Annotated in this window: 22 protein-coding genes; 5 read left to right on the forward strand and 17 right to left on the reverse strand. The window is 39.1% G+C overall.

Annotation, left to right across the window (positions count from 1 at the left end; genetic code table 11):
* Window positions 1-37: 37 nt before the first annotated feature.
* A complete protein-coding gene (locus tag Q0874_RS09890) occupies window positions 38-196 on the reverse strand; it encodes a hypothetical protein (protein ID WP_299162505.1) in 159 nt (52 codons plus the stop codon).
* Window positions 197-346: 150 nt separating this feature from the next.
* Here Q0874_RS09890 and Q0874_RS09895 point away from each other — a divergent pair, with 150 nt between their 5' ends.
* The 3 genes from Q0874_RS09895 (at window position 347) to Q0874_RS09905 (ending at window position 2,006) form a co-directional block, all read left to right on the forward strand.
* Entirely contained in the window at window positions 347-535 is a 189-nt protein-coding gene (locus Q0874_RS09895; protein WP_299162507.1) for a hypothetical protein, read from the forward strand.
* 42 nt (window positions 536-577) lie between these two features.
* A complete protein-coding gene (locus Q0874_RS09900) occupies window positions 578-715 on the forward strand; it encodes a hypothetical protein (RefSeq protein WP_299162509.1) in 138 nt (45 codons plus the stop codon).
* 79 nt (window positions 716-794) lie between these two features.
* On the forward strand, window positions 795-2,006 hold the full coding sequence (locus Q0874_RS09905) for a multidrug effflux MFS transporter (protein ID WP_299162512.1): 1,212 nt from the start codon (window positions 795-797) through the stop codon (window positions 2,004-2,006).
* Window positions 2,007-2,132: 126 nt separating this feature from the next.
* On the opposite strand, the gene Q0874_RS09910 is transcribed toward Q0874_RS09905, so the two are convergent.
* The 4 genes from Q0874_RS09910 to Q0874_RS09925 form a co-directional block, all read right to left on the reverse strand.
* Window positions 2,133-5,375 carry a sialidase family protein gene (locus Q0874_RS09910; protein ID WP_299162515.1) on the reverse strand — a complete coding sequence of 1,081 codons (3,243 nt, stop codon included), beginning with the start codon at window positions 5,373-5,375 and terminating at the stop codon, window positions 2,133-2,135.
* A gap of 70 nt (window positions 5,376-5,445) precedes the next feature.
* The gene (locus Q0874_RS09915) at window positions 5,446-6,537 is read right to left on the reverse strand and encodes a hypothetical protein (protein WP_299162517.1); all 1,092 of its coding nucleotides are present in this window, start codon (window positions 6,535-6,537) and stop codon (window positions 5,446-5,448) included.
* Entirely contained in the window at window positions 6,528-7,643 is a 1,116-nt protein-coding gene (locus Q0874_RS09920) for a hypothetical protein (RefSeq protein WP_299162520.1), read from the reverse strand. Before Q0874_RS09920 ends, Q0874_RS09915 begins: the two co-directional genes overlap by 10 nt.
* 149 nt (window positions 7,644-7,792) lie before the next feature.
* Complete coding sequence (locus Q0874_RS09925; RefSeq protein WP_299162522.1) at window positions 7,793-8,161, reverse strand: hypothetical protein; 369 nt, start codon at window positions 8,159-8,161, stop codon at window positions 7,793-7,795.
* A gap of 137 nt (window positions 8,162-8,298) precedes the next feature.
* Between Q0874_RS09925 and Q0874_RS09930 the strand changes: the two genes are divergently transcribed.
* Entirely contained in the window at window positions 8,299-9,255 is a 957-nt protein-coding gene (locus tag Q0874_RS09930) for a TerC family protein (protein ID WP_299162524.1), read from the forward strand.
* A 9-nt stretch (window positions 9,256-9,264) separates the two neighbouring features.
* Here the strand turns inward: Q0874_RS09930 and Q0874_RS09935 are convergent, their stop codons facing one another.
* Together Q0874_RS09935 and Q0874_RS09940 are read right to left on the reverse strand one after the other, a co-directional pair.
* Window positions 9,265-9,606: a hypothetical protein gene (locus Q0874_RS09935; RefSeq protein WP_299162526.1), complete on the reverse strand. Its 342-nt coding sequence runs from the start codon at window positions 9,604-9,606 to the stop codon at window positions 9,265-9,267.
* A 262-nt stretch (window positions 9,607-9,868) separates the two neighbouring features.
* Window positions 9,869-10,249, reverse strand: coding sequence for a hypothetical protein (locus Q0874_RS09940; RefSeq protein WP_299162528.1), 381 nt, complete (start codon window positions 10,247-10,249; stop codon window positions 9,869-9,871).
* A 128-nt stretch (window positions 10,250-10,377) separates the two neighbouring features.
* Between Q0874_RS09940 and Q0874_RS09945 the strand changes: the two genes are divergently transcribed.
* Entirely contained in the window at window positions 10,378-10,884 is a 507-nt protein-coding gene (locus Q0874_RS09945) for a YceI family protein (RefSeq protein WP_299162531.1), read from the forward strand.
* Between the two features lie 47 nt (window positions 10,885-10,931).
* Here the strand turns inward: Q0874_RS09945 and Q0874_RS09950 are convergent, their stop codons facing one another.
* The 10 genes from Q0874_RS09950 to Q0874_RS09995 all read right to left on the reverse strand — a co-directional run bounded on the left by Q0874_RS09950 (window position 10,932) and on the right by Q0874_RS09995 (window position 18,352).
* Complete coding sequence (locus Q0874_RS09950) at window positions 10,932-11,363, reverse strand: hypothetical protein (protein ID WP_299162533.1); 432 nt, start codon at window positions 11,361-11,363, stop codon at window positions 10,932-10,934.
* 2 nt (window positions 11,364-11,365) lie between these two features.
* Window positions 11,366-11,620 carry an acyl carrier protein gene (locus tag Q0874_RS09955; protein ID WP_299162535.1) on the reverse strand — a complete coding sequence of 85 codons (255 nt, stop codon included), beginning with the start codon at window positions 11,618-11,620 and terminating at the stop codon, window positions 11,366-11,368.
* Window positions 11,621-11,628: 8 nt separating this feature from the next.
* Complete coding sequence (locus tag Q0874_RS09960; protein WP_299162537.1) at window positions 11,629-12,903, reverse strand: beta-ketoacyl synthase; 1,275 nt, start codon at window positions 12,901-12,903, stop codon at window positions 11,629-11,631.
* Window positions 12,893-13,348 (reverse strand): hydroxymyristoyl-ACP dehydratase, encoded by a 456-nt coding sequence (locus Q0874_RS09965; protein WP_299162540.1) that lies wholly within the window; start codon window positions 13,346-13,348, stop codon window positions 12,893-12,895. The genes Q0874_RS09960 and Q0874_RS09965 overlap by 11 nt, the downstream gene beginning before the upstream one ends.
* Before the next feature lie 3 nt (window positions 13,349-13,351).
* Window positions 13,352-14,149, reverse strand: coding sequence for an SDR family oxidoreductase (locus tag Q0874_RS09970; protein WP_299162542.1), 798 nt, complete (start codon window positions 14,147-14,149; stop codon window positions 13,352-13,354).
* 12 nt (window positions 14,150-14,161) lie between these two features.
* The gene (locus Q0874_RS09975; protein WP_299162543.1) at window positions 14,162-15,217 is read right to left on the reverse strand and encodes a type III polyketide synthase; all 1,056 of its coding nucleotides are present in this window, start codon (window positions 15,215-15,217) and stop codon (window positions 14,162-14,164) included.
* Window positions 15,210-15,938 carry a methyltransferase domain-containing protein gene (locus Q0874_RS09980; RefSeq protein ID WP_299162545.1) on the reverse strand — a complete coding sequence of 243 codons (729 nt, stop codon included), beginning with the start codon at window positions 15,936-15,938 and terminating at the stop codon, window positions 15,210-15,212. Before Q0874_RS09980 ends, Q0874_RS09975 begins: the two co-directional genes overlap by 8 nt.
* A complete protein-coding gene (locus Q0874_RS09985; protein WP_299162547.1) occupies window positions 15,935-17,056 on the reverse strand; it encodes an NAD(P)/FAD-dependent oxidoreductase in 1,122 nt (373 codons plus the stop codon). The genes Q0874_RS09980 and Q0874_RS09985 overlap by 4 nt, the downstream gene beginning before the upstream one ends.
* 84 nt (window positions 17,057-17,140) lie before the next feature.
* On the reverse strand, window positions 17,141-17,815 hold the full coding sequence (locus tag Q0874_RS09990) for an OmpA family protein (RefSeq protein ID WP_299162549.1): 675 nt from the start codon (window positions 17,813-17,815) through the stop codon (window positions 17,141-17,143).
* Between the two features lie 27 nt (window positions 17,816-17,842).
* A complete protein-coding gene (locus Q0874_RS09995; RefSeq protein ID WP_299162551.1) occupies window positions 17,843-18,352 on the reverse strand; it encodes a hypothetical protein in 510 nt (169 codons plus the stop codon).
* Window positions 18,353-18,425: the final 73 nt, after the last annotated feature.

The raw sequence follows: 18,425 nt of genomic DNA on the forward strand, positions 1-18,425 counted from the left end.
AATAAGAGAAACAGGTTGTTATTGTTCTTAAATTGTGTTATAGGTGTTCCACATCCTTTACCAGTTTTACGCCGAAGGTATAAATTTCATTATCAAAAGTGGTCCGATTCCCTTTATACCCATTGGTACAAATTGCATCCATCTCTATGCGTGTCAAACTAAAATCCCGGGGAATACCTAAAACCCTAATCTTCATAGTGATACAGAATATCTCTTCTTAAATGTACAACATATTCAGATTTATACATCTTAGTGCTGCCAAGATATTAATTAGAGAGGAAGTTGACAAAAGTCATAGGCGATCTGCTTAGTAAAAGGGAATTTTGGACTCTAAACTAATATAATTATGACTACCAAAAACATTTCTCAAACCTCTCATGCCTCCAACGCGGTGTACGGATTGGGCCTTATAGGGGCAGCCGTTTACTATATTCAAATGGCAACAAGCTTCTGGGCCGGAGTAATTGGGTTTATTAAAGCCCTCTTATGGCCTGCATTTATTGTTTATGAGGTTTTGAGGTATCTTGAACTATAACGGACTATTTTCGTATCTTATATTTCTTAAACGTTGAACTATATGAAAAACCTGGTACGTGCCATTATTGCCGCCGTTGGCGCAAAAAAAATAGGAGGTGGACGATGTGGTTGTATTGGAACTGTGGTTGTATTTCTTATACTATATTGGCTGCTGGGCTATGTTTTTGAGGTGTTCTAGATTCCATTCTAAAATATAACTCCTTTAGTTCCTTTCTCCCTTATACAATTTTTTCTTGGGATTAATGTACTTTTGCCCGATGGTAAAAAAAGAGCAATCCCAACTAGAATTCGTGGCCCTTATGGCCGCCCTCATGTCTATTGCTGCCCTGGCTTTAGACGCCATCTTACCGGCCCTTGATATTATTGGAATTGCAGTGGGCGTTACAAATCCTTCTCAAAACCAGTTTCTAATTCTATTTTTCTTTTTAGGTCTGGGCGTAGGACCCTTGTTATTTGGACCTGTATCAGATAGTATTGGCCGTAAACCAGTTGTTTATATGGGGTTTGGACTTTTTATTTTTGCCAGCCTTCTTTGCGTTTTTGCGCCAAATTTCGAACTAATGATCATAGGGCGCATACTTCAGGGTATTTCATTGTCTGCACCACGCACCATTAGCATCGCTATGATACGCGACAAATATAGCGGGGATTATATGGCCAGGGTAATGTCTTTTGTTACCGTAGTATTTATCCTGGTCCCTATTATTGCACCGGCTATGGGGAAATGGATACTTGATTTCTATGGGTGGGAGGCCATTTTTCATGTACAGGTGTTATTTGGTATCCTGGTCTCTGTCTGGTTCTGGAAAAGACAGCCAGAAACACTTGTTCCGCACAAAAGGACTTCCTTCCGGGCCAACGTTTTTATTAATGGCTATAGAGAATTGCTCAATTACAGACAAACCATGTTATTTACAATTATCTGGGGATTTATTACAGGTTCTTTTTTGGTTTATTTAAGTACCTCTCAACAGATTTTCCAGGAACAATACGATCTGAAAGAAGCCTTCCCTTACATTTTTGCAGCCCTGGCCATTACTATTGGCACTGCCACACTGCTTAACGGTACCCTGGTATTGCGTTATGGGATGCTGAGACTGGTAACTGTTGCCATGGCAGCTTTTGTACTAATCTCTTTACTCTATATTGTTTTGTTTGCCAGTACAGGGAACCCCCCATTTGGGATCCTGCTCACCTTTTTTGCCTTACAGTTCTTCGCTATTGGCTTCCTTTTCGGCAACCTGCGTTCCCTTGCCATGGAACCAGTTGGACATATTGCAGGCATAGGAGCGGCCATTACAGGCTTTATAGCCACCATAATGGGCGTGGTCATTAGTGCTTATATTGGTCAATTTGTGATAGACAGTGTTCTTCCAATGTTTATTGGATTTTTGGTTTGTGGGCTGATCTCATTCGGAGTTTTAGCTTATTTTTTCCTCGCAAAAAGGGGCGTTCAAAGTCCTTTTTAACCATCCAATGTCCTGATCTCCAGCAATACCTCATTAAAAAATGAACAGTTTTGTAGTTTATAAATTAATCACAAAAAAACCCGCAGCATAAAATTATGTGCGGGCATATTTGGCATTATAGTTTATCTAATTCTCAATCAATCCTTGTCCTTCTATCCAGGGGGCTCCTGCTGCTTTTAATTCAGATTCAAGCGATGGAAATTGTGATTTTACAAATCCGTTTAGCTTTGTTTTAATCGCCTTTAATTCTGACTGAGCTACCCCAAATGCCGCTTTGTGGTTGGCAGTAGGTCCGTAAGTGCTTGTAGACAGAGCTCGCCTGCCAATAGAATTTCCTGAATTAGGGTTTGGTTCATTTCTTTCCCCAACTTCATTCTTAGCAGGATTTCCATTGACTTTTGAATCCATCTCCTGAAGCATCGTTCTTGCTGCATGCAATTTTTGAACCAGCTCAGATGAAGCAGATGTCGCTTTTTGTAAAGCACGCTGCATAGCGTCAATTTTTAATTCACTTTCTTTTAATACTGTCTTTGTTGCCTTCAGATCTTGTTGAAAAGCCTGATATGAAACCCGGAATGCGTCTATCTCTTCATACGAAGCCCCTTTTAGAGCCCCTTCTGTCAGCGGCACTACTTTAAAGTTTTTTGTGCTACCTAACTGAACCATTTGTCCATCAACCACTTTGGATAAACTAACTGAATAATCCCCTGGAGTAACCATAACACTTCGGTTATAATCATCCTCCATAGACTTTGGTGGCTTAAGGTCCTCCCCACTTCTATCTGCAATATCCAAAGCCCAATTCACGCGGTTGAATCCCTTTTTATTGGTCCCCTTTACCATTTTAACTACCTGCCCCTTACTATTTTTAACGGTTAGATAAAATGCAGGTTGCTCTTGTCGTTTTTCAGCTTCCAAAGCTTCCCAGCCAGGAAACGGGATAGAGGATTTACCCTTTTCTGCTAATTTTCGAGCAGATTCCAGGGAAGGAATTGAATCTTTTAAGTAATACGTAAAAATGGCTCCGAATTCAGGATTTTTCGCCGCATACTGATTACTGCCCTGTGCGTAACGCGCGGATTTGGGCACGTACCAATAGGCTGGTTTTACATCAAAAAGGGTTGCTTCTTCATTTTTTATAGCCGTGTTAAATTCCCGCAATGGAGAAATATCATCCAGTATATAAAAGCCTCGACCAAAAGACGCAGCAACCAAATCGTTTTCCCTTCTTTGGATAGTGATATCTCGCATAGCGATGGTAGGCAAACCTCCTTTTAACTGGCTCCAGTTTCCGCCCCCGTTAGCCGTGAAGTACACGCCATTTTCTGTAGCAGCAAAAAGTAGATCTTTCTTAATATGATCTTGTACCAAGCGCCAGGTAAGCAAGCGTTTCGGAAGATTTCCGTTCATTAAACTCCATGTGCGGCCCTTATCAGCACTTTTTAATAAGTAGGGCTTAAAATCTCCGTTTTTATGATTGTCTAAGGCTGCATAGACGATGTTTGCATCAAAAAGATCTGCTCTAACATCATTTACAAACGGAGTTGCAGGAATCCCTTTTATAACACTTAATTCCACTTTTCGCCAATTAGCACCTCCATCTTCAGAAACCTGTATGATACCATCATCAGTACCCGCGTAAAGCAGGCCCTCCTCTTTTGGAGATTCAGCCAATGAGGTAATTGTATTATAATTGGACATAGCATTTACATCCCAGGCGTTGTCCCAGCTTTGCTGTCCGCCCATGATTGGCAATGCCAACCGCTCCTGATTGCGCGTCAGATCTTTTGAAATAGCCTGCCATTCATCGCCCCGGTTTTCAGATTTCCAAACGCGTTGAGACGCAAAATAAATACGAGTTGGTTTGTGTGGACTTACCAAAATAGGCGCATCCCAGTTAAAACGTTCCGCAGGTTCTCCCAAAGCAGGTTGTGGCTGAATAAAAACCGTCTCACCAGTAGTTTGGTCTATACGCCATAGAACACCTTGTTGAAATTCCCCATAGGTGATTTTAGGATTCCCGGGTTCAGTGGCAGATTGGTGACCATCGGCCCCCAGGGTAATCCACCAATCGGAATTTAAGATCCCAGCCTCATTTCTGGTTCTGGAAGGGCCGCCGTGAGATCCATTGTCCTGTGTGCCCCCATAAATATTGTAAAATGGTTCGCTATCATCTACGGCAACTTTATAGTATTGGGTTACCGGAAGGTTTGAAATAAATTTCCATGTCTTTGTAAGGTCAAAACTCTCATATAAACCCCCATCTGTACCAAAAAGCACATAATTAGGATCAGAAGCTTTAAAAGCCATAGCGTGGCTATCCACGTGCTTCCCTTCTTCGTTCATATTTACGAACGTTTTGCCATGATCGTCGGATATTTTCACATAGTTGTTCATCAGGTATAATCTGCCTTCCTTATGCGGTGAAGCATATAATTCCTGATAATAATGTGGCCCGGTGCCTCCGGATACCGTATTGGATTTCTTGCTCCAGGATTTACCGCCGTTTGTGGAAACAAAAACACCCCCTGTAAGCCGTTCCAATTCAATGGCGGCATAAATCATGTTAGGGTCATAAGGGTTCATGGCCAGGCCAATCTTGCCCAATTTTACTTTTGGGATCCCTGTAGTTAATTTTTCCCAGGTCTCTCCCCCATCAGTACTTTTATGAATACCGGAACCAGGGCCACCACCCATATAAGCAGCTACTGTTCTGTGCCTGTCCCAGGTTGCGGCGTAGAGCACATTGGGGTTTGTTGGATCAATGAGCAGATCAGTGGCACCTGTCCACTCCTCATTTCCAAGGGTTTTATTCCATGTAGATCCGCCATCGGTGGATTTATAAACACCTCTTTCGCCACCTTTACTCCAAAGGGGTCCCTGTGCAGCCACCCATATAATATTTGAATCTTCCGGATGAATCAGGATTTTAGAAATATGTTCTGATTTCTGAAGACCCATATTTTTCCAGGTCTTGCCATCGTCATGGCTTACGTATATTCCATCACCAAAGCCTACATGACGGCCTCCTACATTTTCACCAGATCCTACCCAAATAGTACTGGGAGTAGATTGATCGATAGTAACGCAACCTATGGAATAGGTGGTTTCCTTATCAAAAATTGGTTTCCAGGTAGTCCCTGAATTGACCGTTTTCCAAACCCCGCCTGAACCAATGGCGACATACCAAACATTCTCGTTTTTAGGATGAATAGCTACATCCGCTATCCGCCCTGAGGTAAAAGCCGGGCCTATACTTCTAAAGTCTAACCCCTGATAGGGATCTACCTTTGCTTCCTGCGCCAGAGCATTAAATACAAGTCCGAGGCTTAAAATAAATGTAAGAGTAATCCTTTTGCTAATCATCATAAAAATATAATTTTGTAGCCCCGAAAGTAAATAAAAATCTGCAATATTAACGCCATCCAAAAGGAAATAATCATTGTACAATAAAAGATCTTTTGTAGTGTGTTTCCGACAGAAAAGAATTTTTTAAATCTGCTGTATTTGTATCAAAAAGATGGTTCATGTTGTTACCGGAAAGATCTTCTATTTTAGATTCAGATATAATGTCATATGTTCCTTTTTTCCAGGTATTTACAGGAGTAAATAATATGACTTCCTCTTGTTCATCTAATCTATAATTGCCTCCTACAGAAAATTCTCCCTGAAATAGAATTCGCAGGGACTCTCTGGCAAGAACGGCATCCATGCTTTCACCGAAATTTATACGCAGAGCATCCTTTGTATTTGCCCTTGGGCTTGATAGCTCCCAGGTAAGTATATTTGGCATATTGTCATCTCTTTTGCCTGCAACAATTCTCTTTGTATAATTTTTAGGTAATGCTATTCCTCTTGCAGATTTCCATTTGTCGGAAACAGTAAGGGTATAGCTATTTCCTTGCTTAAGAGGCAGGCCTTTTAATTTATTGGGTATCAGACCGGTTTTAATGCGTCCGGGATCTAACCATAGGGTAAGTCTTGTGTGATCGTTGTTCCACAAGTCCTTTTCTAGTTTCAGAAAAAGCTCATCTTCTCGCTGCTCCGTTTCGTTATAGACTCTTATAAAGTCTAAAGCATTTCCCACTTCCTGCATTGGTGATGAAAAAATGAGATACAATTTCAAAAGATTCTCCGGCACTGTATCCTTTGATGGAAAAATATTAATAAGTTGAGGAGGATCAAGTTTCGATTGATTTTTTACTTTAAATAAAGCCAAATTCTTCTCTCCTTTTCTTATCTCATAAGACTGGCCAGCACCAAATGGAACTATGGGGGTAAAACTATGTTTATGCCCCAAACTCTTTATTTCACCCAAAACCGACGTTTTGGCTTCCCCCCTGACAAAAATTTTTAAATCCTGTGTATTCCCCGTTTCAAAGGAAACCGAAATCGCTTTGTCACCGCTGTATTGGAGACTTACACTTTTGACTACATCTTGCTGAGTACAGGACAGAAACAGTAAAACATAAAAAAAGATCAAGAACAGCTTGATCTTTTTGTAATTATTTTGGCCGGCAGTTACATCCATTTAGTCGTTCTGCTTCTTAAAACCAAATCCCCGTCTGATGTCCTTTGCAAATAGATTACATTTTTGTCATCAAGATTATCCATCTGCAATACATATGGAAAAGGCAGATTATCATAAACGACACCTTCGGTCGCGGCAAATTCTTCCACCGGCTCTGTCAATGATTCTTTAAAACTTGCAATTTCATCATATTTAATGCGCATAACCGGTCTGTTACTATTAGACATAAGGAAATACTTCTTTCCTTCTTTCTCATAGGAAATCATATCCAGAGGAGAATTCCCGGCTCCAAGTTCTGCCACGGTTCTACCTTTAGCATGAACGCCTGCCTTAAGCTCATTTAATGGGAACAGTACCAGAGGCGTACACGTATAACTAGCCATCAAATAGTCTGTTTTGTCCAATTCTATAATATCAAAGGTTTTAATTGGTGCATGAGTTTCATACTGCCCGTGGGCTGCATGCCAGATTTCCAGAGATGCATAGTCCTGCTTATCATCAAACGGAAAAGTAATGCTACGGAAGGTTGAACCAAATTCCTTATTGCTCAATCCGGAAACCAGAACTTTACCATTGTGGTATTTAAGATCAGAGATAGCCCAAACGCGCAAAGGGCGGCCTCTTTTATCTTCTGCATTTACAGCTATTGCATCCTCAAGCGCAATTTTATCATAACTTACCTCTTGAAGGGAAATATGTTCCAATTCCTGGCCATTTAATTTAAGTAGGACGGGAGTCCCATCGGTAACATTCACCGAAAAATAGATACTTTTTGATATCGGATTTACGGCCATATCATTAATTTGAATTTGATCTGTCGTTGCACCTAAAGTTGATGCAATTTTTTGATCAAATGCCTTAATATTTACTTCTTCCGCTTCGGCCTTCTTTTGGAAATCCAAGGTGTTTATTGCATATATGGCTGCGTTTTTAGTATCACCAATAAAAAGTATACCTTCCGGTCCAAAAGTCAATTTATCCATAGAGGCTATTTCCGGATTGCCCATGGAGAAATTTGCAGTAAATTTTGAGGTGTTTTTTGTATTGGCTGCAATGAATATTAGAATAATTCCAGAAAGGGCAAGGCCCCATTTTATTGTTTTCATGTCTATACAGTTTACCTAAAAATATCGAATTTTTAAAAAGCATGAAGTCATGAAGCCGGAATTAACGAAAATTTAACGGCACTTTAAAATCAGATATGTCCATTAGAAAAACGAAGTGATAAGTAAATCAATATGCTTTAAAAAGCAGATTAAACATCTATGGGCTGTAATGTTTTCTTCATTTTCTTATATTCCTTGAACTGCTTCGAATCTAAAATAGTCCCTATGTGTTCTGTTTCCTCTTTGGACAATTCCATAAGACTCTTTTTCTTTTCTTCAGCACTCTCAGAACTATTTCTTACTGCATTTTCTTTTGCTAAAATCTCAGCAATTTTTTCATAAACTGCCGATGCCTGTTCCACAGTCATCCCCACGTCTGCCTGATAAGCTTGTACCAGTTTAGCAGCTTGTTTTTCCAAGTCATTTTTTGGTACAAATTGCGCATTGGTGGTATGAATAATCATCAGGGCAAGAATAATTGGCAAGCCTTTAATTAAGTTTCTAAATACGTCTTTCATGATAGTGATTTTGTTTCCCAAGTTAAGAATTATAATTCGCTGAATTATATGGGAAGTTAATATAATTTACATTATCCAAATACCATTCCAAAAATTATAAAAACGATTCTTATATTAGCGGCCTAATCGCTATATGCATGTTAATCTGGGGTGCCTTTATTTTTCTTGTTTGTATATTTCTCGCACTTGATCTGGGTATATTCAACAAGAAAGATCATATAATACGATCTAAAGAGGCTGCCATCTGGACAGCAATATGGTTTGCTGTAGCTATGAGTTTTAGTGCGGTTATCTACTGGCTTTTCTCAAAAGGCATTATTGATAATCCCACTGATTTAACCCCTGGAGATGCGGTTTTAAAGTATATCACAGGATATTTAATTGAACTCTCCTTAAGCATTGATAATGTATTTGTAATAGCTGTTATTTTTTCAGCTTTTGGCATTCCAACAATTTATCAGCACCGGGTATTGTTTTGGGGAATTTTAGGTGCCATTGTTTTTAGAGCCTTAATGATACTCTTTGGAGTTGTACTCATAAACGAGTTTGAATGGATAATTTATGTGTTTGGTGTTTTCCTTCTTTACACGGCTTATAAGATGTTACGCACCGGAAATTCCGATTTCAATCCTAAGGAATCTTTCGTTTTTAAACAGATTAAGAAAATTTATCCTATCACCACAGTTATTAGTGGTCACAATTTTTTTATAAAGAAGATGGGGTTAACGGTAGCTACTCCTTTGTTTGTGGCGCTCATTGTAATTGAATTGACGGATGTAATGTTTGCTTTAGACAGTATTCCCGCCATTCTTGCAATAACGGCTAATCCGTTTATTGTATTTAGTTCTAATATCCTTGCAATATTAGGTTTGCGATCTATGTATTTTCTAGTTTCCAGGATGTTGACTAATTTTCGATATATACATTATAGCCTTGTCGTAATATTAGCCTTTGTAGGGCTCAAAATGGTTTCTTCTCATTATGTTAGTGTCCGCGAATGGGTTTCCCTTACAGTAATTATATCCTCTCTTATAGGTGGTGTTGTAGCTTCTTTGTTAATTCCCAAAAAGGAAGAGGTTATTGAAGATAGCTAATGGTGGCCTTTAGCAGTGCAGTTTGGCCATGCCAATATATTCCAAAACTTTTAACTCCAGAGCTTGATAGGAATCGAATTGCTCCCTGATGCGATCTTTTGCATCATCAAAAAACAGCGTATGATTTTTCAACGCCTTGATAATTTCAAGGTTTGAATTTTTTAAGTTTGCAAGACTTTGTTTTATTGATTCCAATCGATCGTAAAGACTGCGGGTTTTAGGTTCACAGACATACGATCTTAATTTTTCCTCTAGCGATAGAAGTCTTTGGTTGTTGCGTTCCAGACGCAATAAGGCATTATTGCTGCTGGAATTAATGGGAACACTTGAAATGGATCCTGTTGCAGTCATAATAGTGTGATTTTGGGGGTATGCGTTTAATTAATTTGTGCAATTAAGGTACGAAAATTTTGACAAAAATGATCAACATAAAATCACAAAATGGAATTTTAACTATTATTTATAAGACTTAACTTTTTTAGCACCAAGGTCAGCTCTTGGTGGAGAAAAAAAATATTGAAGAATTTAAAAGGCAAATTTGGTTTAATTCTGGCTTAAACCTGCACTTCCGGTAAGGAATATTTTTCATTGGAATTCTTCATAACCATAGAAACTAATGCGTTTCTTCCTCAAACTCAAGGTCGGCTATAACCTTGTCCCATTGATCCGAAAAAGGCGAGCGATAAAGTTCTTTTAGCAACCTGCGTCGCTGTCTTTCAGAGATATTTAACGTGTCTATAATCTCCTGCCTTTTTTGAATTGTTGCAATCCGCTCCATTTTTAGTTTCATTCGTTGTTCAGGAGAAATCACAAGATCTGAATCAAACCGCTCCAGTACCGTTCTCTTTTCAACTGTAAGTTCGTTCTTATCACTGTTTTTATTTTCTACCTGACAGTACCCAAGAGTAGTCATAGTGAATAAAAAGACCACTAGCCCATATTTACTTAAATGCGATGTAGAAGTGAATTTCATTACAAATGTTCTCTCATACAAAGTACTGATTTTTAATGAAATGTAATAGAAAACACCCCTGTTTATAGTCCTAGAATCGATGTAATTAGGCAATTAATCGTTTTGAAGATTTATTTATCTTTGGTAAAAGACAAAATTTAAGTTATCCTATGAAATACTATTCAAAATTGCTGATCTTCTTGTTGTTGACGCTGCAGGTTTTGAATGCACAACAATCTGTTACCTCAGCACGAGTTGAATTTGTCTTTGTTTCCAAAGATGTTGATGGTACTATTGAAGGGTTTCAGTCTTCATCTAAAATTATTCCGGAGGAGCTCACGAGTTCAGTATTTGAGGGATCCGTTGCTATCAGCACTTTAAAAACAGGTAATTTTTTACGTGACTGGCATTTAAAAAGCAGTAAATATTTTGATGAAGAAACATATCCAACGATTACTTTTAAAAGTACGGAAGTTACGTCCAATGAAAATGGTCTGGAGGTTATTGGAACTATAACCATAAAAGGGATATCTAAATCAATAACCTGGTATTTTCAGAAAGAGGGCAAGACACTTAGAGGAACTTCTACCCTTTTTAGTTCTGATTTTAATATCAATATAAAAAAGGGGCGTCAAGAGAATAAGGTAGAAATTAACCTAATACTTGAACTTGGTTAATATTCCTCAGTTCAGAAGACATTAAATCACTAAAAAAGTCCTTAAATCTATTCTTTTGCCTTAAAAATCACTTCATATGTTTTACCTACGACCCAGTTTCCCAGAGGAAAATAAAATGCGAAGAAAAGCGCCATCCCCAGGGTAAAATTTCGAATCCCAACTATTTGATCCAGCATGTTATCAGGAAACGCATAAGAAGTTTTAAAGAAATAGCCACCAAATTCTAAAAGACCCATTGCAATTAGTCCGTATGCATATTGCATGTGAAAAGGGAGTTTTCGCAATAACAATGAGATTGGAACCATGTATAAAACATAGCAACTTATCACCTGCCACCAGTAAGTAAACCTTGCAATTTCCATCTCATTGCCAAACCAGTTCATCAACATTCCCCAAGCAAAATAAACGGTGCAATATGTAAGTATAAGCCTCCTGTCTACCTTTAAATTGTTAAGCGCCCAGGAATAAAAAGAACTCATAGTTATTTTGATCTTCGTTTTTTATCGATAATTGCCATGGCATCATTCACTGTCTGCATTTGATCCATATCATCATTTTCAAGAGTGATTTCAAAAGCATCTTCGACATCCAGAACAATATCTACCAGGTTGGCTGAATTTATATTGAGTTCATTTATAAAATGACTGTCAGGTGATATATCATCAACTGTCACATCCTCTGGCAAATAGGGTTTAACAATACCTTTCAATTGTTGATAATAATTTTCTTCTTTCATAGTGTTTTTTAATTCTTTAATGTCCTAAAAATAACACAAGCATTTACATCTCCAAAGCCAAAACTAGCTTTTGCGATTGTTTTTGACCTAAAACTTATGGTTTTTACTGGGATACGGGATTTATCAACTAGTTTTTCTATTTCGGGATGCAAGTCTTCGCTGTTTACATTTCCAAAAATTTGTCCTTCTTTAAATTGCAACACTGCTGCTACACATTCCATGCTTCCCGCCGCGGCAAGGCCATGACCCATAATTCCTTTAAAAGAATTAATATATGGGAAATCGAGTCCTGATCGTTCCAGAGCCAGGCTCCAGTTAAGTACTTCAACAGGGTCTTTCCCGGTAGCCGTTAAATGACCGTTTATGGCTTCAATATCTTTACTTTCTATTCCAGAATTCTTCAGGGCCATTTTTATACACCTCTGAACAGATGAGCTATTAGGAGCCGTCATACTACCCCCACCTCTTTGGCCTCCACTGTTGATAGCCCCACCCAAAACCTCTGCATATATTTTTGCGCCTCTTTCTTTGGCACTCTGTAATGATTCTAAAACCAATGCCCCTGCCCCACTCCCGGGAACAAAACCAGAGGCTGTAGCACTTAAAGGTCTGCTGGCGGTAGATGGCGTATTATTAAACTTTCGCGGGAGAATGCGCATAGCATCAAAACCTCCCCAGACATATGGACCGCTGTCGCTGCAACTTCCGGTTAATATTCGTTTTGCTTTTCCTGATCGTATCCGGTCATAAGCCATAATCACACCCTCTGTCCCTGTTGTGCACGCCGACGAATTTGTAGTTACCTGGTTGCCCGAGCCCAGTATACCCCCCAGATAGGCGCTTATGCCGCTTGCCATGGTTTGTATTACTGAAGTACTTCCCAACCTCCGTGTATCTCCTGCGTCTACCAGATGAATTGATTCTCTAAATTTATCCACCCCTAAAATACCAGTTCCAAAAATAACTCCACTGTCCCAATCAGGTTCATCTTCCTCAGCCTTACTTAAACCCGCATCAGTCCACGCATCTGTGCCTGCTATCACACCATAAACCAAACCACTTGCATTTAAACCCTTAAGTTGTAAAGGAGTGAAGTATTTATTTATATATTCTGATGTAAGTTCTGGTTTTCCAGCAACTTGACACCCAAAATTCAGGTCTTTTAATTCTTGTTGAAAACTTATTCCGCTACTGCCCTCCTGCAGGCTTTTGGTAAAGTCCTTAAGTCCAACTCCATTAGGGGCACAAATACCTAAACCCGTTACCACTACCCTATGCGCCATGAGTTGAATATTTAATCATTCCGGCCAATTCACCTTTGCACACCAACTCCCTGGCTGCATTATGCATCTTTACCTTACACTTCAATTTATTGAATCTGAAATAAAGCTTTTCCGAACTTACATATACCGTTTCTCCGGGATATACCGGGAGATAAAATTCCATTTGAGAACTGCTGAAGGCCACAGCCAGGTCATTTGTTTTAGTTTCCAGGGTTTCCGAAAGTAAAAAAATACCCAGACAAACCAATCCAATTTGGGCACAACATTCGGTAAGTATAACACCGGGGGTTACAGGAAGTTGTTTAAAATGACCTTCGTAAAAATCAAGATCCTTTTGAAAACAAAAACTACCTGCAGCGCCACTACTATCAATATGAGATAAGTTGTCCACAAATAGAAACGGTTTGGCATATGGCAGCTTTTCTATGATCTTAATAACATCCATAATTTATCTTAAACTTTCACCTCCATCTACTTTAATTACAGTTCCATTAATCCATTTGGCCTCTTCTGTACATAAAAGGTAGACCACATCAGCTACATCTTCTGGCGTGGTAAGACGCGCATTCGGATTCCGTGAAATAGCCTGCTCTATAAGGTTTCGACTCCCCGGAATCCGCCTCAGTGATTCGGTATCCGTTACCCCTGCCTGTATGCAATTGGTTTTTAATCCGAGAACAGCAAATTCCAGGGCCATATTTCTCGCAATAGCCTCCAGGGCAGCTTTTGCCGCTCCAACCGCTCCATAATTAGTCATGGCTTTTGTAGAGCCTTCACTTGTAAAAGCAATGATCCGTGAATCATCAGCAAAAAGACCTGCTCTTATAAGCCCCTGTGTCCAGTCATATAGACTAATTGCCATTGCATTTATGGTGATCTGAAAATCCTGGCTACTTAGTTCCTGTTCATTTAGAGCATACATTGGTTTTAAGTTGCCCTTTGCAATACTGTGAACCAATACTTTGATCTTGTGACCTTCAGGAATAAAGTCCTGAATTTCCTGTATTAATTCCTTTCTGCTTACCGGTTGAATAGCGTCTTTATTAAAATTTTTAAACAGTATCCCAGCTGAACTAATTTCTTTAAAAGTGCTTTCTATGCCCGGTATATCCAGATTTCGATCCCGGTGGACCACCAGGATATTATACCCACTCCTTGCAAGCTTTCTGGCTGTAGCAAGACCAAGACCTTTACTTCCTCCAAGGATTAACGCCCAATTATTTGTTTTTACTTCTTCCACTTTCATTGTTTTCTATATCTACCACTCCAGCAAAATACGCTGTGCGGAAAATCCGGGGCCAAAGCTTAAGATCAATCCCTGTTCACCTCTGCCTATTTCTTTTGACAGAAATCGTTCCAGAACATAAAGCACCGTAGCGCTGCTCATATTGCCATATAACCGCAAGGTTTCGCGTGTATCATCTATGTTTTTTCCTAATTTTCCAAACAAATCTTCAACGGTTTGGACAATCTTCTTTCCACCGGGATGAAAGATTAAATGATCTACATGCTCAATAGAAGTTCCGTTCTTTTCCAAAAACGGATGCACAATATCAGGAAAGTGCTCTGCAATGGTTTCGGGAACAGATGGATCCAGGATCATTTTAAGCCCGGTATTAGTGAGGTCAAACCCCATCAGATGTGTGGCATTTCTAAAATGATACATTTCTTCCGCAACGATCCGTGGTCCTGACGCCTCTTCTTCAGAAGTTAGTAAGACACAGGCTGCACCATCACCAAAGATAGCGGCACTAACCATATTTGCCATAGAGTAATCCGTTAGTTGGAATGTTGCGGTAGGGCTTTCTACAGCTATTACCGCAGCCCGCTTCCCAGGATTTGCCCTTAAAAAGTTAGCAGCATAAATAAGTCCTGAAACACCGGCTGCACAACCCATTTCAGTAACTGGTAACCTGATGATATCTTGTCTTAATTGAAGATCATTTACAATATATGCATCCAAAGAAGGAATCATTATGCCCGTACAGCTTACTGTTATTATATAATCCAGAGAATCCGGACTCCAGCTACTTTCAAAAAGAGCTTTTTTCAGCACAGCTGTTCCCAATTTTTTTACCTCTCTTACATAAATGTCGTTTTTGGCTTCCAGGCTGGTGGCTGTAAACACTTCTTCAATATTCATAATGCCATAGCGTCTATCTACTGCCGCGCCCTCAAATATCTTTATCACCTTTCTTCTAAACCTTTCTTCCTGTCCGCTGAGCCACAGCTCAACAAAAGGCAAGATATCTTTAGTTTCTCTGCAGTATGGCGGCAATTCTTTAGCCACGGTTGCTATTCGTACACTATTCATATGATTGGCTTAGTTGCGCGGTCTGCATCACCCATACATATCTAAAAGCCCATTTCCAATTAATAGTATGAGTTGCATGAGGTAAATCTTCTGAAAAAGATATTAAGTCTTGTTTCTTAAATCCACTTTTAATAGAGATGAGACCATCGTGTTTCGCAATTTTTGTTTTTATAAAAATAGCACTAAACCCTTTAAAAAGATAATATGCAAGAGCACTTCTTTGTAAGTCGTTAATAATTACGCCAATTTTTGCCAATTTTGTGAATTGGGATAGGAATAATGGAATTTGTTCATTGCTAAAATGATGCATTGTGAGTGTACACAGAAGGATGTCGCAATTTAGATCCATTGGCCTCAAGGTTAAAATGTCCTGTTTTAAGAATGTAATCTCAGGAAAATCAACTGATAATGTCCGTCCAATAGATAAGGCATTTTCGCTCAGATCCAAACCTATTAACACAACATCTACATTAGTTTTCCTAAAATAGATCGCCAGCTCTCTAAGCGTTTCCCCATCGCCGCAGCCCATATCTACTATGGTATATTGCTGCATGGGAAATTCTTTTATCAGCTTACATACTTTGCCAAGGGTTATTGCATTGCCTCCCAAAAAGCGATTACTTTTATTGATATCCTTAAATACCTGCCGCAGTGTATCAATAGCCACATTTGGGTCGTCCATTAATTCGGATTCCGTGTTTCTATATCGCATACCCATCATAGTGATATTGGTTTTCCATGAGTGCTTTTAATAAGTGATCTGATAAGTCGGGGTGATTTAGTTATAGTTCCCATAAGCAGGTTAGACGCCCGAGGACTCAATAAAACGGATTGTAAAATCCTTCCTGTTTGTAATCGCCGCTTAAAAGAATTCGTCCATTCTTTTTTGTAATCTGATTCCATCTCACTGCGTCCATATTCTGCATTCTTAAAATAATTATCAATCCTTTCTGATGCAATTTTGGCACTGTGAATTGCCATTGCCATTCCATTTCCACAGAGCGGATGAATTAAACCCGCAGTATCCCCACACATTAAAATATGTTGCTCAACAAGCTGTTTGCGGTCAAATGATACTTGTGCAATACTCATTGGCTCGTCAAAAAGAGGCTGTGCCTGCTCCAGGAACTGATTTAGGAATTTGTTCTTTGCTACCACCTTTGAATTAAAATTATCGATGTTTTTTTCGACCTGAAAGCTTTTGTATGAGGCCAGATAACAAAAATTCACTGCTCCGGATTCTGTTTTAGATAATCCTCCATATCCCCCCTCAAAATTATGCAAGGCTACCAGGTTATCCGGGAATTCAGGAAATGCATAATGTGCCTTTACCCCAATCCAGGGCGCTTTTTTACCTATAAATTTTCGATTCAATTGTTTATCCAATCCGGATCGTTTGCCATAAGCTCCTAAAGTTACTGAAGCTGAATAACTATTTCCCTTTTCTGTAAACACACTAAAGGTATCTTTTGAAAAAATGACATTTTTTACAGTTTCAAATTTAACAGAGACTCCTGAAGAAATTGCTTTTTTATAAAGGGTATGGTCAAAAGTATATCTGCTTATTCCAAAACCTCCCAGGGGTAATTTTGTTTCCAGCCTTTTGCCTGTTCGCGTTGACAATTGCAGTGTATCAATTGAAACTGTTTTGGGAAGTGCAACTCCCAAATTTGCCAAATAAGGTTTTATTTCATTAGATACATATTCGCCGCATACTTTGTGATGTGGATAAGGGTAACGTTCCAATAGTAGTACCTTATAGGACTCATTCCCTAAATGAATTGCAGCTGTCAGTCCTGCTAATCCACCACCTATTATAATAATATCATAGTGATCCACAATTGGAAGATAATGGTTTTTAAATGAAAAAACCCGACTTGCAAGTCGGGTTTAAACAATACTAATTCTTTTCCGCAGAATCAATTAATTAGCTTGAGCTTTAGCATCTTCTATCATTTGCTTATTGGCAGATACACCTATTTCCACTCTTCTGTTCCCGGCTTGTCCTTCTTTAGTGGCATTGTCAAACCTTGGTGCCGCTTCGCCAAAACCCTCAACAGTCATTCTGCTGGACGCCACACCTTCTGCTTTCAAATAATCTGCAACTGCGTTTGCTCGTCGTTTGGATAATTTCAGATTATAATCATCATTACCCACACTATCTGTATAGCCCTGTATCATCAGATTGGTATCCGGGAATTCCAAAAATATTTCAGCAACCTTATCCAGATTAGACTTGGCTTCCGCTGTTAAATCGGAACTGTCAAACGCAAAGTTCACGCCACTTTTATCGTCAAAAATTATGTGTATTCCTTCACCTACCCGTTTTACATCCGCACCGGGAATTTCAGTCTCAATTTTCTGAGCCTGTTTATCCATCTTATTACCGATAAGTCCACCGGCAACTCCGCCTATGGCAGCACCAATTAAAGCTCCTCCTATATTCCCTCCAATAAGACCACCAACCAGAGCGCCACCGGCACCTCCTATAGCAGCACCTCTTTGTGTTTTATTGGAATTTTTTATCGCATTACAACTGCTGTTCAAAGTTAAAAACATCATTGCAACCAATAGGTAACTCGTAAATTTTCTTGTCATCTGAATACTATTTGTTATTGTTAAATTTTAAAGCTTTACCTCGTTAGAAACTTTATCTAAAGTCAGGACAACATCAAAAGGTTTTCCTTCATAATCTACCTTAACCCTAAAAACAGCATTGGATTCACCTAAGCTCTCAACTGTCATACGATAGCCGCTTTTATCTCTGCTCAAAGGTTTGTTTTTGGCATCCACCAATTTAAACTGGAGTTCAGTACTTCCGTTACCCGACTCATAGAAAGACCAAAGTATGCGGTGGGTACCCTCCTGGCATCTTTCAGATCCGTTAATAGAGAATCTGCCAGTTCCATTATTAGGAATAAATAGCCATTCTCCTCCCTTATAGCAGGGGGAATCTGCAATTCCAAATAAATCTGCTTTATACAGCCCTTCTTCACCAACAAATCGAATATTTGTTAAGGACCAGGTGCCTTTCAATGTTTTTTTCTTCATTTGTGAAGACTGGGAACTGGCAGTAGTTGTTGCAGAGCATGAAACTATAAGCATGGCAATTGCCAAATAAAATATGTTTTTCATAAAATTAATTTTGTGAAGATTTTTGAAGTGTTAAAAGTATAAAATAAGATCATTTAACTAACTGAAAGGCCTA

Source organism: uncultured Eudoraea sp., assembly GCF_947490415.1.
Taxonomy (GTDB): Bacteria; Bacteroidota; Bacteroidia; order Flavobacteriales; family Flavobacteriaceae; genus Eudoraea.

What these genes read in the sequence shown, in the direction of transcription:
- Q0874_RS09890 (WP_299162505.1), bottom strand. Translation starts at nt 196, where the DNA reads ATGAAGATTAGGGTTTTAGGTATTCCCCGGGATTTTAGTTTGACACGC.
- Q0874_RS09895 (WP_299162507.1), top strand. Translation starts at nt 347, where the DNA reads ATGACTACCAAAAACATTTCTCAAACCTCTCATGCCTCCAACGCGGTG.
- Q0874_RS09900 (WP_299162509.1), top strand. Translation starts at nt 578, where the DNA reads ATGAAAAACCTGGTACGTGCCATTATTGCCGCCGTTGGCGCAAAAAAA.
- Q0874_RS09905 (WP_299162512.1), top strand. Translation starts at nt 795, where the DNA reads ATGGTAAAAAAAGAGCAATCCCAACTAGAATTCGTGGCCCTTATGGCC.
- Q0874_RS09910 (WP_299162515.1), bottom strand. Translation starts at nt 5,375, where the DNA reads ATGATGATTAGCAAAAGGATTACTCTTACATTTATTTTAAGCCTCGGA.
- Q0874_RS09915 (WP_299162517.1), bottom strand. Translation starts at nt 6,537, where the DNA reads ATGGATGTAACTGCCGGCCAAAATAATTACAAAAAGATCAAGCTGTTC.
- Q0874_RS09920 (WP_299162520.1), bottom strand. Translation starts at nt 7,643, where the DNA reads ATGAAAACAATAAAATGGGGCCTTGCCCTTTCTGGAATTATTCTAATA.
- Q0874_RS09925 (WP_299162522.1), bottom strand. Translation starts at nt 8,161, where the DNA reads ATGAAAGACGTATTTAGAAACTTAATTAAAGGCTTGCCAATTATTCTT.
- Q0874_RS09930 (WP_299162524.1), top strand. Translation starts at nt 8,299, where the DNA reads ATGTTAATCTGGGGTGCCTTTATTTTTCTTGTTTGTATATTTCTCGCA.
- Q0874_RS09935 (WP_299162526.1), bottom strand. Translation starts at nt 9,606, where the DNA reads ATGACTGCAACAGGATCCATTTCAAGTGTTCCCATTAATTCCAGCAGC.
- Q0874_RS09945 (WP_299162531.1), top strand. Translation starts at nt 10,378, where the DNA reads ATGAAATACTATTCAAAATTGCTGATCTTCTTGTTGTTGACGCTGCAG.
- Q0874_RS09950 (WP_299162533.1), bottom strand. Translation starts at nt 11,363, where the DNA reads ATGAGTTCTTTTTATTCCTGGGCGCTTAACAATTTAAAGGTAGACAGG.
- Q0874_RS09955 (WP_299162535.1), bottom strand. Translation starts at nt 11,620, where the DNA reads ATGAAAGAAGAAAATTATTATCAACAATTGAAAGGTATTGTTAAACCC.
- Q0874_RS09960 (WP_299162537.1), bottom strand. Translation starts at nt 12,903, where the DNA reads ATGGCGCATAGGGTAGTGGTAACGGGTTTAGGTATTTGTGCCCCTAAT.
- Q0874_RS09965 (WP_299162540.1), bottom strand. Translation starts at nt 13,348, where the DNA reads ATGGATGTTATTAAGATCATAGAAAAGCTGCCATATGCCAAACCGTTT.
- Q0874_RS09970 (WP_299162542.1), bottom strand. Translation starts at nt 14,149, where the DNA reads ATGAAAGTGGAAGAAGTAAAAACAAATAATTGGGCGTTAATCCTTGGA.
- Q0874_RS09975 (WP_299162543.1), bottom strand. Translation starts at nt 15,217, where the DNA reads ATGAATAGTGTACGAATAGCAACCGTGGCTAAAGAATTGCCGCCATAC.
- Q0874_RS09980 (WP_299162545.1), bottom strand. Translation starts at nt 15,938, where the DNA reads ATGATGGGTATGCGATATAGAAACACGGAATCCGAATTAATGGACGAC.
- Q0874_RS09990 (WP_299162549.1), bottom strand. Translation starts at nt 17,815, where the DNA reads ATGACAAGAAAATTTACGAGTTACCTATTGGTTGCAATGATGTTTTTA.
- Q0874_RS09995 (WP_299162551.1), bottom strand. Translation starts at nt 18,352, where the DNA reads ATGAAAAACATATTTTATTTGGCAATTGCCATGCTTATAGTTTCATGC.